Origin of the sequence: Bacillus sp. FF-1 (genome assembly GCF_028548245.1) — a bacterium.
In the GTDB taxonomy this organism is placed as follows: Bacteria; Bacillota; Bacilli; order Bacillales; family Bacillaceae_G; genus Bacillus_A; species Bacillus_A paranthracis.
This window is the reverse complement of record NZ_JAQQGG010000001.1, coordinates 595,132-610,836: the sequence shown is the minus strand read 5'-3', so window position 1 is coordinate 610,836 and position 15,705 is coordinate 595,132. Positions and strand designations below refer to the sequence as shown.

14 protein-coding genes are annotated in these 15,705 nt (G+C 34.3%); 4 read left to right on the top strand and 10 right to left on the bottom strand.

The window, feature by feature from the left end:
- Nucleotides 1–152 precede the first annotated feature (152 nt).
- On the top strand, nt 153–1,601 hold the full coding sequence (locus tag PQF83_RS03265; RefSeq protein WP_000751379.1) for a serine hydrolase domain-containing protein: 1,449 nt from the start codon (nt 153–155) through the stop codon (nt 1,599–1,601).
- A gap of 285 nt (nt 1,602–1,886) precedes the next feature.
- Here the strand turns inward: PQF83_RS03265 and PQF83_RS03260 are convergent, their stop codons facing one another.
- The 5 genes from PQF83_RS03260 to PQF83_RS03240 are packed head-to-tail and all read right to left on the bottom strand — an operon-like array spanning nt 1,887 to nt 7,678.
- Nucleotides 1,887–2,720 carry a hypothetical protein gene (locus PQF83_RS03260; protein ID WP_000843592.1) on the bottom strand — a complete coding sequence of 278 codons (834 nt, stop codon included), beginning with the start codon at nt 2,718–2,720 and terminating at the stop codon, nt 1,887–1,889.
- A 20-nt stretch (nt 2,721–2,740) separates the two neighbouring features.
- Nucleotides 2,741–4,003 (bottom strand): MBL fold metallo-hydrolase, encoded by a 1,263-nt coding sequence (locus tag PQF83_RS03255; protein ID WP_033671937.1) that lies wholly within the window; start codon nt 4,001–4,003, stop codon nt 2,741–2,743.
- Nucleotides 4,000–5,670 (bottom strand): ABC transporter permease, encoded by a 1,671-nt coding sequence (locus PQF83_RS03250; protein WP_000248129.1) that lies wholly within the window; start codon nt 5,668–5,670, stop codon nt 4,000–4,002. Before PQF83_RS03250 ends, PQF83_RS03255 begins: the two co-directional genes overlap by 4 nt.
- Before the next feature lie 12 nt (nt 5,671–5,682).
- Nucleotides 5,683–6,708 carry an ABC transporter substrate-binding protein gene (locus tag PQF83_RS03245; protein WP_000714696.1) on the bottom strand — a complete coding sequence of 342 codons (1,026 nt, stop codon included), beginning with the start codon at nt 6,706–6,708 and terminating at the stop codon, nt 5,683–5,685.
- The gene (locus PQF83_RS03240) at nt 6,686–7,678 is read right to left on the bottom strand and encodes an ABC transporter ATP-binding protein (protein WP_000351825.1); all 993 of its coding nucleotides are present in this window, start codon (nt 7,676–7,678) and stop codon (nt 6,686–6,688) included. Before PQF83_RS03240 ends, PQF83_RS03245 begins: the two co-directional genes overlap by 23 nt.
- A gap of 160 nt (nt 7,679–7,838) precedes the next feature.
- On the opposite strand from PQF83_RS03240, the gene PQF83_RS03235 reads away from it, so the two are divergent.
- The gene (locus PQF83_RS03235) at nt 7,839–8,732 is read left to right on the top strand and encodes a LysR family transcriptional regulator (RefSeq protein WP_001050628.1); all 894 of its coding nucleotides are present in this window, start codon (nt 7,839–7,841) and stop codon (nt 8,730–8,732) included.
- A gap of 40 nt (nt 8,733–8,772) precedes the next feature.
- Here the strand turns inward: PQF83_RS03235 and PQF83_RS03230 are convergent, their stop codons facing one another.
- Nucleotides 8,773–9,297, bottom strand: a complete 525-nt coding sequence (locus tag PQF83_RS03230) for a DUF4398 domain-containing protein (RefSeq protein WP_000736435.1) — start codon at nt 9,295–9,297, stop codon at nt 8,773–8,775.
- A 105-nt stretch (nt 9,298–9,402) separates the two neighbouring features.
- Entirely contained in the window at nt 9,403–10,671 is a 1,269-nt protein-coding gene (locus PQF83_RS03225) for an MFS transporter (protein WP_000390434.1), read from the bottom strand.
- A 117-nt stretch (nt 10,672–10,788) separates the two neighbouring features.
- On the opposite strand from PQF83_RS03225, the gene PQF83_RS03220 reads away from it, so the two are divergent.
- The gene (locus tag PQF83_RS03220) at nt 10,789–12,000 is read left to right on the top strand and encodes a helix-turn-helix domain-containing protein (RefSeq protein WP_000212358.1); all 1,212 of its coding nucleotides are present in this window, start codon (nt 10,789–10,791) and stop codon (nt 11,998–12,000) included.
- 66 nt (nt 12,001–12,066) lie between these two features.
- Complete coding sequence (locus PQF83_RS03215) at nt 12,067–12,246, top strand: H-type small acid-soluble spore protein (protein WP_001025740.1); 180 nt, start codon at nt 12,067–12,069, stop codon at nt 12,244–12,246.
- Nucleotides 12,247–12,304: 58 nt separating this feature from the next.
- On the opposite strand, the gene PQF83_RS03210 is transcribed toward PQF83_RS03215, so the two are convergent.
- The 3 genes from PQF83_RS03210 to PQF83_RS03200 form a co-directional block, all read right to left on the bottom strand.
- Nucleotides 12,305–13,129: a class C sortase gene (locus tag PQF83_RS03210; protein ID WP_033671938.1), complete on the bottom strand. Its 825-nt coding sequence runs from the start codon at nt 13,127–13,129 to the stop codon at nt 12,305–12,307.
- A 21-nt stretch (nt 13,130–13,150) separates the two neighbouring features.
- The gene (locus PQF83_RS03205; RefSeq protein WP_000827791.1) at nt 13,151–13,951 is read right to left on the bottom strand and encodes a class C sortase; all 801 of its coding nucleotides are present in this window, start codon (nt 13,949–13,951) and stop codon (nt 13,151–13,153) included.
- Nucleotides 13,952–14,042: 91 nt separating this feature from the next.
- A complete protein-coding gene (locus PQF83_RS03200) occupies nt 14,043–15,704 on the bottom strand; it encodes a SpaH/EbpB family LPXTG-anchored major pilin (RefSeq protein ID WP_000821081.1) in 1,662 nt (553 codons plus the stop codon).
- Between the last annotated feature and the right edge of the window lies 1 nt (nt 15,705).

Sequence of the window (15,705 nt, the reverse complement as noted above, 5' to 3'; positions counted from 1 at the left end):
TTCTTATTGAACTAACGCCCCCGTTAGTTTAAGTGTAACTCTTCACAATTATTTCATATTATATAGGTAAATAGAAAGGTAAATTAGAATTTAGTTTATAGTTATAAAAATAAGTTATTTATATCCTTATAATTCTTCAAAAAGGAGAGTGTATGAAAAAGACTATTGTTTTTGTATTAACGATATTTATATTATTCCCAGGATTCGCATCACAAAGTTATGCGTTGTCAGATTCGAAATCTGAGGCAATACAAGCATTGCTAGATGATGCCCGTCGTACATCAGGTGTGCCTGGAATGTCAATCTCAATACTTGCTGATGGTGAAGTGTTCTACTTTTCTTCTGGGTATGCAGATCTTGAAAAGGGATTGTCTGCAAGTGAAAATACACTCTATGAGTTGGCCTCGGTGAGTAAAGCTTTTACTGGTATGGGGATTTTGCTATTGGAAGAGCAAGGGCTGCTATCAATGACTGATCCTATCCAAAAATATTTACCTTGGTTTACGTTAAAGTATCAAGGTAAACCTGTTGATATGCAAAACCTTACACTAAATAATTTTCTTCACCATACCAGCGGCCTAACAAATATTAGACATACTCAAAATATTCCACAAGGTAATACGCCTGATATGTTGCAAAAGACTGTGGAAACGCTGGTAGATGCAGAATTGGCGTTCTCTCCCGGTGAACAATATAACTATGGAACCGTTAATTATGATGTATTGGGTTTAGTTATTGAGATTGTATCACGACAAAGCTATGAAGACTTTATGAAGGAACAGGTATTTCTACCCTTAGGTCTTCACCAGACGTATGTTTATAAAGAAGATGCTCAAGCCACTGGACAGTTAGCACAGGGCTACCGTTCTTCTTTTTTTATAACAACTCCATTTAACGCTCCGGATTATGCTGGGAATAAACCTGCCGGCTATATCATTTCTAATACAAAAGATATGGCGCGTTGGATGGGCATACAGATGGGTATCGTGCAGGACATACCCGAAATATTTCACAGGGCCATCGAAAAATCACATAGGGGTGATATGTCTGTTTCGGCTGTCAATGATATGTATTATGCGGCAGGTTGGTCGGTAAACGCCGAACAAACGTTTATAGAACACAATGGGGGTAATCCAAATTTTAGTACCAAAGTAGCCATACTGCCAAATGAAAGAACAGCCATCTGCTTACTGAGCAACGGCGCAAATACCAATATAAACCTGGTACTAAAAGTTAAAAATATATTAAACGGCAATCTAACTCAGTCATATGAGATAAGCGGCACACAGCTTTTGGACATCATTTTGTCGTCTACCACAATTATTCTTTGCCTATTAGCCGTTCTGTTATTTTTCTTAGGATTAAGAAAAAGGAAAACGAATGAGCAGCAGCCGATGACAAAAAAGAGAACAATCGTAACAATTATTTTCCTAATCGCTACGATTGCCCAGTGTATAATGTTTTTTGCCTTCGATTGGTCAACGATACTTATTTGGCAAACATATAGTGTTCTTACAGCTTTAATTTCGTCAACATTATTAACAACAAGCATTACTTGGTTTGTATATACTCAGCGATTAGATGCCTCGGTCCAAAAATAAGTATAATGTTAAGTAAATAAATCCTAATTTATCGATATTTTTAATTTAAAAAACAGAAGACACCTCGGTGTCTTCTTTAATGTCATCGACACTTCTCCTAGTTAAACCCACTTGCTATTTCTTCCACTAACCTGCCTCGTTAGTAGAAGAAGGATTTTTAAACAACTATATTATTTTTTAAATGACTTTATTGTAAATTAAACAACTTTATTATCTCTGTACATGATTTAGCTTAATACTCATATATAAAAAGGAATCCATGGCATATGGATTCCTTTTTACTATTTACTGAAAAATAAGCTCTGTCTTCAAACTATCTTTTGGTAACAGCCATCCTTTTTGTTCTAAACTCTTCATTAATAATTCTCTTTTTTCTTTTGCAATACTTTCCTCATTTGTTTTAAACGACACTTCTATTACGAAATCATCTTCTATTTTCCCTGTATTACTTAGTGGCCACACTTCAATATTCGTTTTACTATTTTCAAACTCCCCTGTATACCGTTTCATTAATACAGGACCGTAAATACGGGAATCCCTTAACATCTCTTCTCCCCAATTCGTATACAACCATTTGTTCATTTTCCCTGGTAACTTTTCTACTAACATGTTTTGAGCAGCTTTTTCGTTTGGTAAATCAAGTACTCCATATCCTTTCGCACTGTAACTTTTCTTATTTGAAATACTTAACGTTTTCTTTTCAAATCCCCAGTCTATTTCCGCCTCATAACTATCCGTATTACTATCGAATCCTTCTTTTTTAGCTACTTCTAGTGCATCTTGAATTACACCATTTGGAATAGGATATCTTTTTTTATATGTTAGCTCAAAATCTTTACTAAATTCTTTCTTTCGTATTCTGGCAAACCAGCCTTCATTACTTAAATTTTTATTTGCAGTATCTAAAAACTGTACTTGTATTCTTTCATAATTTGTACCAGCCTGGAAATGCTCTAGTACATCTTGCTTCATCTCTTTGTTAGGACCTAGTACTTGTTCTGGCTTTAATAATAACTTCACTTCAAAACTAGGTGTCATTGGACTAGCGGCAAATCCTTCCTTAACGTTATAAAGGAAACAACAAAAGAAAATACTTACGAATACAAATACGCTTTTCATATACCTATCCCCTTTACATTTCAAATGACTTCTATTCGTTCCATAGTAAGTGAATATACATTTTCATACCCTGCGGTGCTAAGCTTTTTCTGTAATCGATCCGTATCCTCTTTCAAAGCGTGTACTAACACCGTATGTTCTGGTGATAATGTATTTAACATCTCTTTCACATCTCTTATACTTTGGTGAACTTTATATGGAACTCGCTTCACCCTACATTCTTTACCTACACGTTCCTTCAAAACTTTTTCTGCAAAACTCCCTTTCGCAATATGTCCAGTAAAGATAATAGAATTTCGTTCGTCATGCCGAAGTTGTTCATAATATAACTGCGCTCGCTTCGTTTGCATATTCGCATCACTCATTACAACTATTCCATAACTATGTTGCGTACCGCTGTCATCATCCATAACTATTATGTTTCTTTTTAAACTCTCCATTAGCTCTTCAAGTTCTTCATTATTTTTGATCCAATCTTTATATGCGAACATCTGTTGAAATCCATCCAAAATTTCTTGATCTACTATAATAGGGAGTTCTTTATATTTTTTATATAAATACAATACGATATCTTGCGCCCTACCAAGGGGGGGCAATGGTAGTAATGTTATCCCTTTATTCCCGGCGGCGCGTTCAATTTCTGTACATAGTTCGTTTATTCGTTCATGTTGCGAAACATCATCAGTATGATAAGCGGCATCTACGATTGCGACTTTTATATCGCCGTGCAACTTCTCAGGTAAATTAGCTCGCAATATGTTAGACTCTGCTGAGTAATCGCCAGAATAGAATACATATGTATGACTCATATCCACTAAAAACCAAACAGCTCCTAATACATGCCCACTATACCCCCATTGAAAACGCAATGTAGGAGTAATCTGTACCCATTCATTCGGATTGCTAATCTCATCAATATATACATAATTTAAATCTTTCACATTTTGGTCGGTATAAGGTACATGCCATCCTTGCGCCAAATTGTAGTTTCTCCATTTTTCATAGTAAGCTGGGAGTTGCTCCTTCGTATAACGAGTTGTCCATATTTTTTTCTTATATCCATACTTCGCTAATAAAGGTAAGCCCATCGTATGATCTTCATGAATATGTGACAAAAATACTGCATCTAAAAACGGTACAACTTCTCGTTCTATTTTTGGATAACTATCCTTATATGACCGATTAATACCACAATCAAATAATATTTTTGTCTCTTTATTTTTTACGAAGTAGCAGGAGCGACCGTATTCTCCCGCTCCTCCCCATACTTCTACCCTCATCATGCTACCCCTTTTCGTTTGTGCTCCATATGCTGCAGAAGTAATAAACATAGTGTTGTAAGTCCAACTGAAACGACAGCCATCGCCATTCCAATAGATACTTCTCCTTGTTCAAATTGAGCAAAAATAAATGTTGCTGACGTTTCTACCGATGGAGGTAGTACGAGAAGCGATGCTACTAACTCCCTTATCGAGATTGTAAATGTCATCGCCCATCCGGCAAGAATACCCGGGATAATAAGAGGGAATATTATTTTTCTAAAAATATACATATAATTCCCAGAAAAAATACTTCCTGCCTGCACGAGAGAATCATCAATTTGCCCGAGCGATGCTTTTACATACTGCACTGTATAAGGTAAAAAAAGAACAACGTACGTTACGATTACCATGACTGGTGTATTGTAAATGGACAGGGGCATATAGGGGGAATTCCAAAATAAAATAAGCCCTACAACCATTACGATTCCTGGTACCATGTTCGGTAACATACCGCACATATCCAGCCATTTTTCAGAGGACTTTTTCCCCTTTCGAATCATAAGTGCTAAAAAGACGCCAATCATAACAGCAATAATCGCTGTTATAAGTGAAAAAAGAAAACTGTTCCATAGAGCTTCTAATCCTGGAGATCCGATTGTAAATAATGCTTCATAATGACTCGTTGTAAAGTTATGTAACTGTAAGCCTCCGCCTCTTAATTTTGACAAAGAAGCAATCAGTATAGAAAAATACGGGATTCCAATTGATACGATTAATAAACCAATTACATAAACCCATGCTACAACGCGCACATATATAGACAAAGTGTACCTTTTAGATTTCACACCTTTTCCACTAACCATTGCATATGAATACTTTCGATTTAATACGTTTTGCATATACCAAATGAGCATACATGCACTAAGTAATAAAGAAGATAATGCTGTTGCACTACTAAAATCAATTGGCCAACTCGAAATAAATTTATGAATCTCTGATGTTAACACATGAAATCCGATTCTTCGTCCAAATGTAGCCGGTGTTCCAAATTCAGCAATCGTCTTTACGAAAATGAGTAAAGCACCCATTACATAACTTGATACTAATAACGGTAATATTATTTTTCTTAAACGATAGAAAAAGCTTCCACCATGAACTGCTGCCGCTTCTTCTTTACTACTCCCAATTTGAAGTAATGTATTCTTCAACATGAAGTAAAGAAATGGGAATAAATGCAGACTCATAATTAAAACCATACCTCCTAAACTAAAAAACGAAGATGAAATCGTCTTTAGCATCGGAAAAAACTGTTCAAAATATCCGTTCGGTTGCATGAACAAAATCCAGCCCATCGATCCAATATACGGCGGTGTCATAAATGGAATCATAAAAACAATATCTAACTTGCTATGCTTTCCAACATCTGTTTTGCTCATAATGAAAGCTAGTGGAAATGCAAAGATAGTTGCCCCTATTACTACGAGTACACCTAGAAGCATCGAATTCAGAAAAATCCCAGCTAATCCACCACTCTGCATCACTTCAAACGGCTTTAAAAAATTCCAACTACTATTTTCATATACACTAGAAAGTAAAATGAGAAAAAGCGGAATGACGATTAACATCGCCACAAGTAACAACGCTACCGTCATCCCAACTTGCCTTACTGATCCAAATCGATTTACCATGTAATCACCATCTTATTGAAATACTTTCTTAAATTGTTTTCCTATTTCATCTTGTTCTTTCTCAACTGTTTTCCAATCAATATGTAATACTGGAATCTCTTCCACATTTGGTCTATTTTCCGCTTTTATATCTGTTCTACCGGGTAATAAATACGCTTTAGAAATTTGTTTTTGTACATCATCTGATAATAAATAATCAATAAACTCTTTTGCACCTTTTACATTTTTACTATCCTTCATAATACCTGCTGCACGTGGGCTAATAACTGTTCCGCTTTTTGGATAAACAATATCAACTGGTTCACCCTTTGCTTTTGCACTGTACGTCATATAATCAACACCCGCAATGACCATATCTTTTGCTCCTGTTACAACTGGATCTAACGCTTCTTGGTTTGCCCCTGCTACTGTAACTTCATTTTTCTTAAGCTGTTCAAATAAATTCCATCCATCTTTTCCATTCTTTTTCACATATCCTGTCACAAAGTCTAAAGCTGAACCTGAAAGTGCTGGATCTGGAAGATTCACTTTCCCTTTCCATTCTCCTTTTGTTATATCGCTCCAATCTTCAGGCGCTGTCTTCACATTTTTTGTGTTATACACAATTCCTAACGCTGAAGCACTATATCCAAAATAATGTCCTTTATCATCCGACCATTCAGAACGAAGCTTATCAGCTTGTTTCGCTTCTTTATAAGCTAACGTTTGTCCATCTTTTTTTAATCCTTCCATCGCTGGTAAAGATGCAAGTACGACTACGTCAACGACTGGATTTTTCTTTTCGGCTTCCATTCTCGCTAAAATTTTACCTGTTGTTCCTTGAAACATTTCCACTTTTATACCCGTTTTCTTTTCAAAGTCCTTTTGAATTTTTTCTGCTAATCCTTTTGGTCCTGCACTATATACAACAATCTTCTTTTCATTCGTAGTTTTACTTTTTGCATCTGCATTACCTGTCTTTGAACTACACCCTGTTACTACGGCAGAAAATAATAAAGTACATACAAATAACGACTTAAGCGAACTGAATTTCTTCATACGATTCTCCCCCTATATGATGAATACATTTTTTCGGTACATATAACGATACTGGCTTTCCGATGCTTATCTTACTATTGTGATAAGCTGTCCATATTCCGAGTGTCCCCATATTTACTTTCACTTCATAACGCTCTCCTACATATGTAACGTGCTGGACTTCACCTGTATACATTTCACACACTTCATTTTTTGTCCAGCTCACATGCTCTGGACGAACCATTTGTTTACCCTCTACAAGCCAATTTGCCTTACCAACAAATTTTGCAACAAATTCATGAGATGGCTTCACATAAATATCTTCTGGTGTTCCTTTTTGTAATACTTCTCCTTGTTTCATGACAATAATTTGGTCTGACATTGACATAGCTTCTGTTTGATCGTGCGTTACATACAATGCCGTTAAACCAATGGAATGAACGATATCCATAAGCTCTAACCGCATTTCTTCTCGCAAAATTGCATCGAGTGCACTGAGCGGTTCATCAAACAAAATGAAATGTGGCTTCGTTACAATTGCTCTCGCAAATGCGACACGTTGCTGCTGTCCGCCAGAGAGTTCATGCGGATATCTTTTCTCCATCCCTTGCAAGCGAACTCGCTTTATTGCCTCTTCTACTTTTTCCCGTAATTGATTCGTTTGCTTTGTAGCTCTTAAACCAAATGCAACATTTTCAAATACAGTCATGTGTGGCCATAAAGCAAAATCTTGAAATACCATACCGATATTACGTTCATGAGGAGATGTTTTTATTTTTTTAGAAGAAGAATACATGCACGTATCTCCAAAATATATTTCACCTTTATCTGGTTCTTCCAGTCCTGCAATCATTCTAAGTAATGTCGTTTTCCCGCATCCCGAAGGTCCTAACAGTGTGGTGAATTCACCTTGTTTCATCATAATTTGTAACGGCTTTAACGCTTGTACTTTTCCAAATGATTTTTCTAATCCACTAATTTTAATATCCATCGTTTCACCCCTCTCCCCTCACTCTTAACCTGCTTTCATTCTATATGGAAGATTTATACTGAATGTTAATGTACTGTAAAGATTAAATTAAAAAACTTCTAATAAACTATTTATTTCTATAGATTTTTTCTATAGTTAGAAGAAAAAGGGGCAACTTGCCATGAATCTCTTAAAATTAGAAATTGTAGTGCTTATTAAGAAATACAAAAAGCTCACGATTGTTGCAGAACAGCTTGGTGTTAAACAACCTACTATTACATTCCATATAAAAAGCTTAGAAGAGGAACTCGGTGTACCTTTATTTGAATTACGTTCTGGAAGATATTTCTTAACAGAGGCTGGTGAGGCATTGCATCATTATGCTTGTAAAATAGATGCGCTTATGAAAGAAGCTAGGCGAGTCACGCAAGAGTTTAAAGATTTTCATAAAGGAGCTATAACAATTGGAGCTAGTTATGTACCAGCGACTTATCTTTTACCAGAAATTGTTCATCAATTTCAATGTGAATTTCCAAATATAAAAATAACACTCATGGTAAAAACAGCTCCTGAAATTCGAACGATGCTACAAAATCATGAAATTGATCTCGGTGTAATTTCAGCAGCACCGTTTGATGAATCACTTTTAAAACAGACGAATGTAATGCCTGATACACTTGTTCTTGCTTTCTCCAAAGAACATCATTTTTCAAAAAAAGAAAATGTATCATTACAAGATATCGAAAAGGAACGCATATTACTACATCGTAATCCATCTACAACGAGAGATTTACTTACAAAATGGATATTAGCTCATAACATTACATTCCAATCAGAAATTGAATTAGATTCATTAGAAACGATGAAACAAATTTTAAAATACGGTAATGGGGTTGCCTTTATTTCTAAACTTGCTATTGAACAAGAAGTACAACGAAATGAACTACGCTACATACCCATCCCTGAATTTGAATTTCAACGTAACATTTATACGATTCATCATGAGGACAGGTGGAATTCTAAAATTATTTCTTTTTTACTACATAACATCACTTCTTATGCAACAAAAAATTAAAAGACTGTCGCTTTACACGACAGTCTTTTAAGCTATAACTCTATTTATTTTTCTTCGCTTCAATTTTTGCTTGCGCTTCTTCAGCCTTATCTAATGCTTCTGAAACTTTTTTCTCCTTTTCTTTCACATCATCTATACTATCTACAGCTTTAATGAGTTTATCAATTCCTTCTTCTTCTACTTTTCTCCGCTTTGCTACTCTTTCATTTACTTTCTCTTCTACATCTTTTGCTTTTTGAAGCATATTCTCTGCATTTGATGTTACAGCTGTTTCAAGTGCATCGTCTTTTTTCATTTGTAACACTTCATTTGCAATGTCTTTCGCTTCTAAATACTTACCGTCTTTTAATGCCGTTGCTCCATTATCCATTTTCTCGGCCATTTCTTTATATGATTTCGCTTCATTTCCCGATTTCTCTTTTTCTGCTTTTTCAAACCACATTGTTGCATCACTATATTTTTCATCTTTCAATGATTGCATACCTGTTTCAATATATGTGTCATAATTACTACATCCAGCCATTACGACTAACAGAAAAAGCATAACAAAACTTAATTTTTTCATGCTGTTGTCTCCTTTTCTTTACCTGCTCACTATACTGTAACATACATGAAAAAGAGTTTCAAAAACTAAAATACTAATTTGGTCATTTTTATTATTTTCTTGTTTTTAAGCCGACACATTCACTTGTTTTTTCGCCATATGTTGCCTTACTCCAACTAATACAACTAACAATAAACCTCCGCCTATTGTCATCATAACAATGCTAGTTGGCAACATGTCTAACAATAATCCATATACAATCATACCGAGCGGTGCGATTGCAGTCGCAATTGTTTCAAGTAGACCAAACACACGCCCTAAGTAGCTCGGATCTGTCGTTTTTTGCATATGTACTTGCATCGGAATATTGACAATCATAATTGCTATACCAGTTAACATCATAAAGGCAATATAGTAAATAAAACTTGCCACTTTTGGAATGGTAACTAACAACGGGAAGACTGTACATAAACTCAAACCTGCAAACAAAAACAGTCCAGTATAAATAGAACGAAACGGATTATTCACTTCTTTACGCACTGATAAAGCAATCGCCCCCATTAGCATCCCGACCGCTAACATTCCCTCTACAGTACCGAGTTGCTTTGAAGATAAATGCAATGTACGTATGATAATGTATGGAAGTGCAACGGTTAGCCCACACGCAAAAAAGTTTACCCACAATGCTATTTTCATTAAACCATATATTTCATGTTGTCGTTTTACATATGAAAAACCTTCTTTTATACTCGTCAAGAAATGTTCTTTTCTTTCAGCCACTTCTTTTTTATATAAATCAAATACAATAAATAATTGCAAAATAACCGCTAAAAAGAACGTAATACTATTTAACAAAAAGAACGACTGAATGGAAAAGAAACCAAATACTACTCCGCCAATAATTGGTCCTAAAATATTTGATAAAGAAGCTGCCGTTTGATTTAAAGCACTCGCTTTTTGAATACGCCCCTCATCTACTAAATTAGGAATAGACGAAGTTAATGCAACAGAATAAAAACTTGCACAAATTGATAATAATGCTGCTGAAACATAAATAAAAAGAAGTGATGGTCCAAATATAGTAGCAAGGATAAACATGATAAGCATCGTTAAACTACTTAATAAATCAGTACCAATGACAAGCCATTTTCGATTCACACGGTCAGCTACAGCACCCGCAATCGGACCACAGATCATCCTTGGAAGTGATCCGCAAACGAGCGTAGTTGCAAACCCCATCCCTGAACCAGTCGTCTTTAATACATATAACCCCATTGCGAACGTATAAATACCTGCGCCTAATAAAGACGTCATTTTTCCAATCATCATTAAAATGATATTTCTCGTTGCAATCTTCATTCTTGAATCATTTTGATCTATACTTACATCTTCCATTATGACACTCTCCCTTTAAAAGTTAAATTGTGTTAAACTTATTATATAATCAACTTTCCAATTATTACAACAAAAAGTTTAATTGTATTTAACTTTTGATTATAAAGGAGCTACAATATGGCAACTCTCGGAGAAAAAATTAAAGCATTACGTAAAGAAAAAAAACTTACACAAACTGAGCTAGCAGGTTCAGAATTGACAAAAAGTATGCTTAGTCAAATTGAAAATGGAAAAGCTACACCTTCTATGAAAACATTACAATATATTGCAGAAAAACTTGAATGTGAACCGAGCTTTTTATTAGAAGAAGATGAAGGAAAAATTGTAGAACTCATTCAAAAAATGGAGCCACTAATAAAGGCAAATGGCGATGAAGTATACAAAACTTTACTACCTATCGTTCAAACAGATTTACCTCCAACTTTAAATACAGCTCGTTTATATAAACAGTTCATAACAGCAGCAGCTGTTATGAACGATTATAATATTGAATATTACGTTGAAACAGCTGTTTCTATATTTGAAAAATATACTTTGTATCGCGAAAGTACTGAAACGAAACTACTGTTTTACTATATGCTCTACAAACGGAAAAAATATAAAGAATGTTTACAGTTGATTACCAAAGTTCGCGATGAATATAAAACGAAGAATTTAGAAATGGATTTGATTACACATATACAATTATATTTAAAAGAAGCAATTATTTTACTCGCATACGGCAATTATGATAAATGTGAAAAAGTCATTTTAGATGCACTTGCATTTTCAAAAAAACATCAAGTGTATTATAAAACAGATGAATTTTACCGTATTTTATCTTATCAAAAAATCATTACAACTGATAAAGAACGATATTTATATTACATAAAAAAGTCAGAGCAATTTGCCATTTTTACAGAAGATACTTTATCCGCTGCAAATATAGATATATTAAAAGCTTATTACTACAATACAATTACTAATGAATATACAATCGCATTAGAACATCTAGAACAATTTCGCGAAAAACTAAAAGACGAACCAATTTTTCAAGACAATGGATTGTATTATCTTGAAAAAGGAAAATCTCTGTATGGTTTAAAACGTTACGAGGAAGCTTTGGAAACATTAAAACACGCTACCATACCAGATTATATGAGTCATCCACTTGATCAATCGTGGTTATTAACAGCTGGATCCTATCGTGCCCTGTGCCATATAGAACTGCAAGATAAACCAGCTGCTTTGCAAGAAGCAAAAGAAGCAGTTCAAACGATAGATGGTTATCCCGACTCCATCTTCACTTCATTTATTAAAGAAACATTACAAATAATACAAAAACTTTAAGAATGTCTCGAAATGGTATATTATTCCTCTTTTTTAGCAAAGATAATAATGATGGGAGGAATATAAATGAATATTCAACGTGCAAAAGAGCTTTCTGTGTCAGCGGAGCAAGCGAATGTTAGTTTTCAAGGCATGCCTGTTATGATTCAACACGTCGACGAAAGCAATGAAACCGCCCGCATATATGAAGTAAAAAACCCAGGACGCGAATTAACAGTTCCAGTTAATAGCTTAGAGGAAATATAAGAAATGCCACTTCATTTTTTTGAAGTGGCATTTTTCTTTTTCTATATAAATGTCATTCCTATTTTCTCTTTAGTAATCCATACAAACCAATACAAATTACAATGAAGCCTACTATTCCACAAGCTAGTTTTATAAATATGTCTCTTGTTTCATAGCTTCTAACTTCGACTACACTCTTTTTAAGACGTTCCATTTCCTTTTGCTCACTTTCTACTCGCTCCCCATATACTAACAAACGATATTTACTTGATGTATATGGCTCACATGTAAGCAGTGTAACTTTGTCTTTTCCTTTTATTACATTTAATTTATCCACTTGATTTGGATAAATAATTTCACGGCCAATTACTTTATACACTTGCTTCTTTCCAAATACCTTTACATAGAATACATCTCCATCACTTAACCGATCCAGATGACGAAACATCGTTGCTCCGTGATATCCACGATGTCCTGCCAATACAGCATGTGTATCTTTCCCGCCAATCGGTAAAGAAGTCCCTTCAATTTGCCCTACTCCTTTACTTAAGTTTTCTTGACTTGCTCCTAAGTAAATTGGCAATTCCTCATTTATTTTCGGAATAGAAATCGTACCAAATATTTCATCTTTGTTTATAAAATTTAACGGTTCCGTACTTATTTCATCATCCTGTACAAATGGGTCACTCATTTTGAAAATAGTTTTCCCTAACGATTTATTATATGTTTCCATCTTTCGAAACTTCTCATTTACATCTTCTATTTTTAAATCATCAACCATTTTTTCATAACGTATCACTTCTGTCTTATATACATACTTGTTTATATAATTAGCAATTATTGGATATAAAAATAGGGATAATCCTGTAAGAAACAATACTACGCTTATAACTCCCCTTCTCACACACTCACCACACAATACATACTATTTTCGTTTTTTTAAATAGATTATTAGAAGGATAATGCAAATAATACCAATAGGAAAAACGATCATCCAATCTTCTAAAATGAAAGGTTTTGTAATCATTTCTTTTTCACCAGCATCATATGGAACACGGTGTCCTCTCACTAGTAACCTGTGCGTGTTCACTCCATAAGGGGTACACGTAATTAATGTTGCGTAATCTTGTCCTTGTACTACTAATAAATCTTCTGTCTCATTTGGTAACACAACTTTTATTTGATCTACCTGATAGGCAAGTACTTTATCTAATGTATGAATATAAAATATATCTTTCTTTTCAATTTTGTCTAAATGAGTAAACATTAGCGCTGAAGGTAAACCGCGATGTCCCGTTAAAACTGTATGCGTATTTTCTCCTCCTACTGGTAGTGAAGATTCATTCAGTTGTCCAACTCCACGACTTAGTACTTCTTCCGTCGTCCCTTGATAAATTGGAAGATTCACATTAATTTTAGGGATTTCTACATACCCCATAACATCCCCTATATTTAACATATCTACATATGAACTTTTTTCCTCATCACTCTTTTCATGAAACGGGTCTGAAAATGTTTGCGTTGTATTTTGGACCTTCTTATTATACTCTCGTGCTTCCATTTCTTTACGATCAATCTCTTCCTGCTCCAGCCTCTTTATCGCTTCATCATATGTACTTACTTCTGAATAATGTGTTCTTGTTGCAAACCAATTGCTTACAGTTGGATAGAGAAATATACTTAATCCTAGTAAAAAAATACTTCCAAAAATTATATTTCGTTTCATAATAGCCTCTTTCACTACGGATAAAATGTGGAAAAGAGGAAAGCAATATGCCTTTCCTCTTTTCTAAACTCAATTATTATAAACATATAAATTAAGAATTTTTTACAGGTTTTTTTCTAAAGAAAATAAATGTCGCTACCGCCATTAGTATAAGGCCCACTACTGTGAAGAGAATTGTACCCATACCACCTGTTGCTGGAATAATCCAACCGCTCTTATTATTCTCAACTTGTAGCTCTATTTTTTGGTGTTTTTCATCAAGTGTAATATTAATCGGATCTCTTAACTTTTGATAGTGTTCGACTGCACCGTCTTTATCTTTATACTTTGGTGCTTCCGTCTCAACAATTTGATATTCACCGTACGGGATTTCATTCCATGTAATAATACCATTTGCATCTGTTATATCATTCATTTCTTTCCCATTAACTTTTATAACATTACCTTTTTTATCTTGTAATTGGAACTTCGCACCTTCTAATTTAAGCGTCTTATCCTTACCATCAACTTTTTCAATTTTAATATTTCCCGCTGTCGGTGTGACCACCACTTCATTAGATGGCTTTCCATCTTTTTCTGATGAAACATCATCTTTGTTTACAAAATCAAGTACTGCTTTGTTTGGAATTTTCACTCCAGATTCAACATCACTTTTAATTTTTGCAGTAATTTGTAAATGAAGCTCTTTTCCATTTATTTTTGAAAAATCTTCAATTGTAGCGGTTACTTTTTGACCTTCTACAACTACTTTTACACTACCATCTTCAACTTTCTTTCCATCAACCATAACAATTGGTTGGCCTTTTATTTCCAAACGATCATCTAAAATATCTGTTACGACATATTTTTTATATAATTTAATATCTTCTGGAAGTAATGTTTTGATATCATACGTATAATCTGTCTCTTTATTGATTCCAGCTACTTTTGAACCATTATTTATACTTTTAGTAATGGTAGGTTCTTTATAGTTCTTTATATCTTCTAGCTTAACCACTTCACCAGACTCCTTAATAGAGAAAGGACGCTCTTCTTTACTAGTTATATAACCGTTTGGAGCCTTATGCTCAATAAAATAATAATAATCCCCATATTCTAGAGAATCTACACGAACTTTACCATCTTCCCCTGTTACTAATGAACTTGGTGTCTTCACTTGTGTGCTTGTTCCATCTTTATTCTTTTTAAACAAATGGAACTCTGCATCTTTTAACACTTGACCAGCTTCACCTATTTTTACGAATTCTACTGAACCTCTTTTTGTTTCATTTTTAGGGTAAATATGAACATCGTAATTTAAATCTTTACCGTCTGTACTTGTCATTGGAATATCGACAATAAAAGTAGTCTTATCCAACGCAATATGTTTTGGACCCTCAATTGCTTTTACTTCATAACGTCCTAGCGGAAGATTTGAAAAAACAGCTTCCCCTTTTGCGTTTGTTACCTTTGTTATTGCAGCGTCTTTTACTGGCTTTGCATCTTCTTTTATAACAGTTCCATCATTTGAAATTTTTTCAAATGACTCAATTCGTTTAATTTCAAAAGTTACACCTTCTAAAGGTTTTGCATCTTCTGGAACAGTTTGTCCTTCTTTTCCATTACCTTCTGTAGTTGTTTTAGAATCTTTACTTTGTTCAAACTTGTGAATCGTTAAAGTACCTGTACTTTTTGATTCCGCACTAACAATCATGTTAGATAACGTCGAAAAAGCTAACATACAGATTAAAAATAAACTAAAAATCCTTTTCATT

Bases quoted from the DNA above. Each gene is read 5' to 3' on its own strand.
- PQF83_RS03265 (WP_000751379.1), top strand. From the start codon at position 153: ATGAAAAAGACTATTGTTTTTGTATTAACGATATTTATATTATTCCCA.
- PQF83_RS03260 (WP_000843592.1), bottom strand. From the start codon at position 2,720: ATGAAAAGCGTATTTGTATTCGTAAGTATTTTCTTTTGTTGTTTCCTT.
- PQF83_RS03255 (WP_033671937.1), bottom strand. From the start codon at position 4,003: ATGATGAGGGTAGAAGTATGGGGAGGAGCGGGAGAATACGGTCGCTCC.
- PQF83_RS03250 (WP_000248129.1), bottom strand. From the start codon at position 5,670: ATGGTAAATCGATTTGGATCAGTAAGGCAAGTTGGGATGACGGTAGCG.
- PQF83_RS03245 (WP_000714696.1), bottom strand. From the start codon at position 6,708: ATGAAGAAATTCAGTTCGCTTAAGTCGTTATTTGTATGTACTTTATTA.
- PQF83_RS03240 (WP_000351825.1), bottom strand. From the start codon at position 7,678: ATGGATATTAAAATTAGTGGATTAGAAAAATCATTTGGAAAAGTACAA.
- PQF83_RS03235 (WP_001050628.1), top strand. From the start codon at position 7,839: ATGAATCTCTTAAAATTAGAAATTGTAGTGCTTATTAAGAAATACAAA.
- PQF83_RS03230 (WP_000736435.1), bottom strand. From the start codon at position 9,297: ATGAAAAAATTAAGTTTTGTTATGCTTTTTCTGTTAGTCGTAATGGCT.
- PQF83_RS03225 (WP_000390434.1), bottom strand. From the start codon at position 10,671: ATGGAAGATGTAAGTATAGATCAAAATGATTCAAGAATGAAGATTGCA.
- PQF83_RS03220 (WP_000212358.1), top strand. From the start codon at position 10,789: ATGGCAACTCTCGGAGAAAAAATTAAAGCATTACGTAAAGAAAAAAAA.
- PQF83_RS03215 (WP_001025740.1), top strand. From the start codon at position 12,067: ATGAATATTCAACGTGCAAAAGAGCTTTCTGTGTCAGCGGAGCAAGCG.
- PQF83_RS03205 (WP_000827791.1), bottom strand. From the start codon at position 13,951: ATGAAACGAAATATAATTTTTGGAAGTATTTTTTTACTAGGATTAAGT.
- PQF83_RS03200 (WP_000821081.1), bottom strand. From the start codon at position 15,704: ATGAAAAGGATTTTTAGTTTATTTTTAATCTGTATGTTAGCTTTTTCG.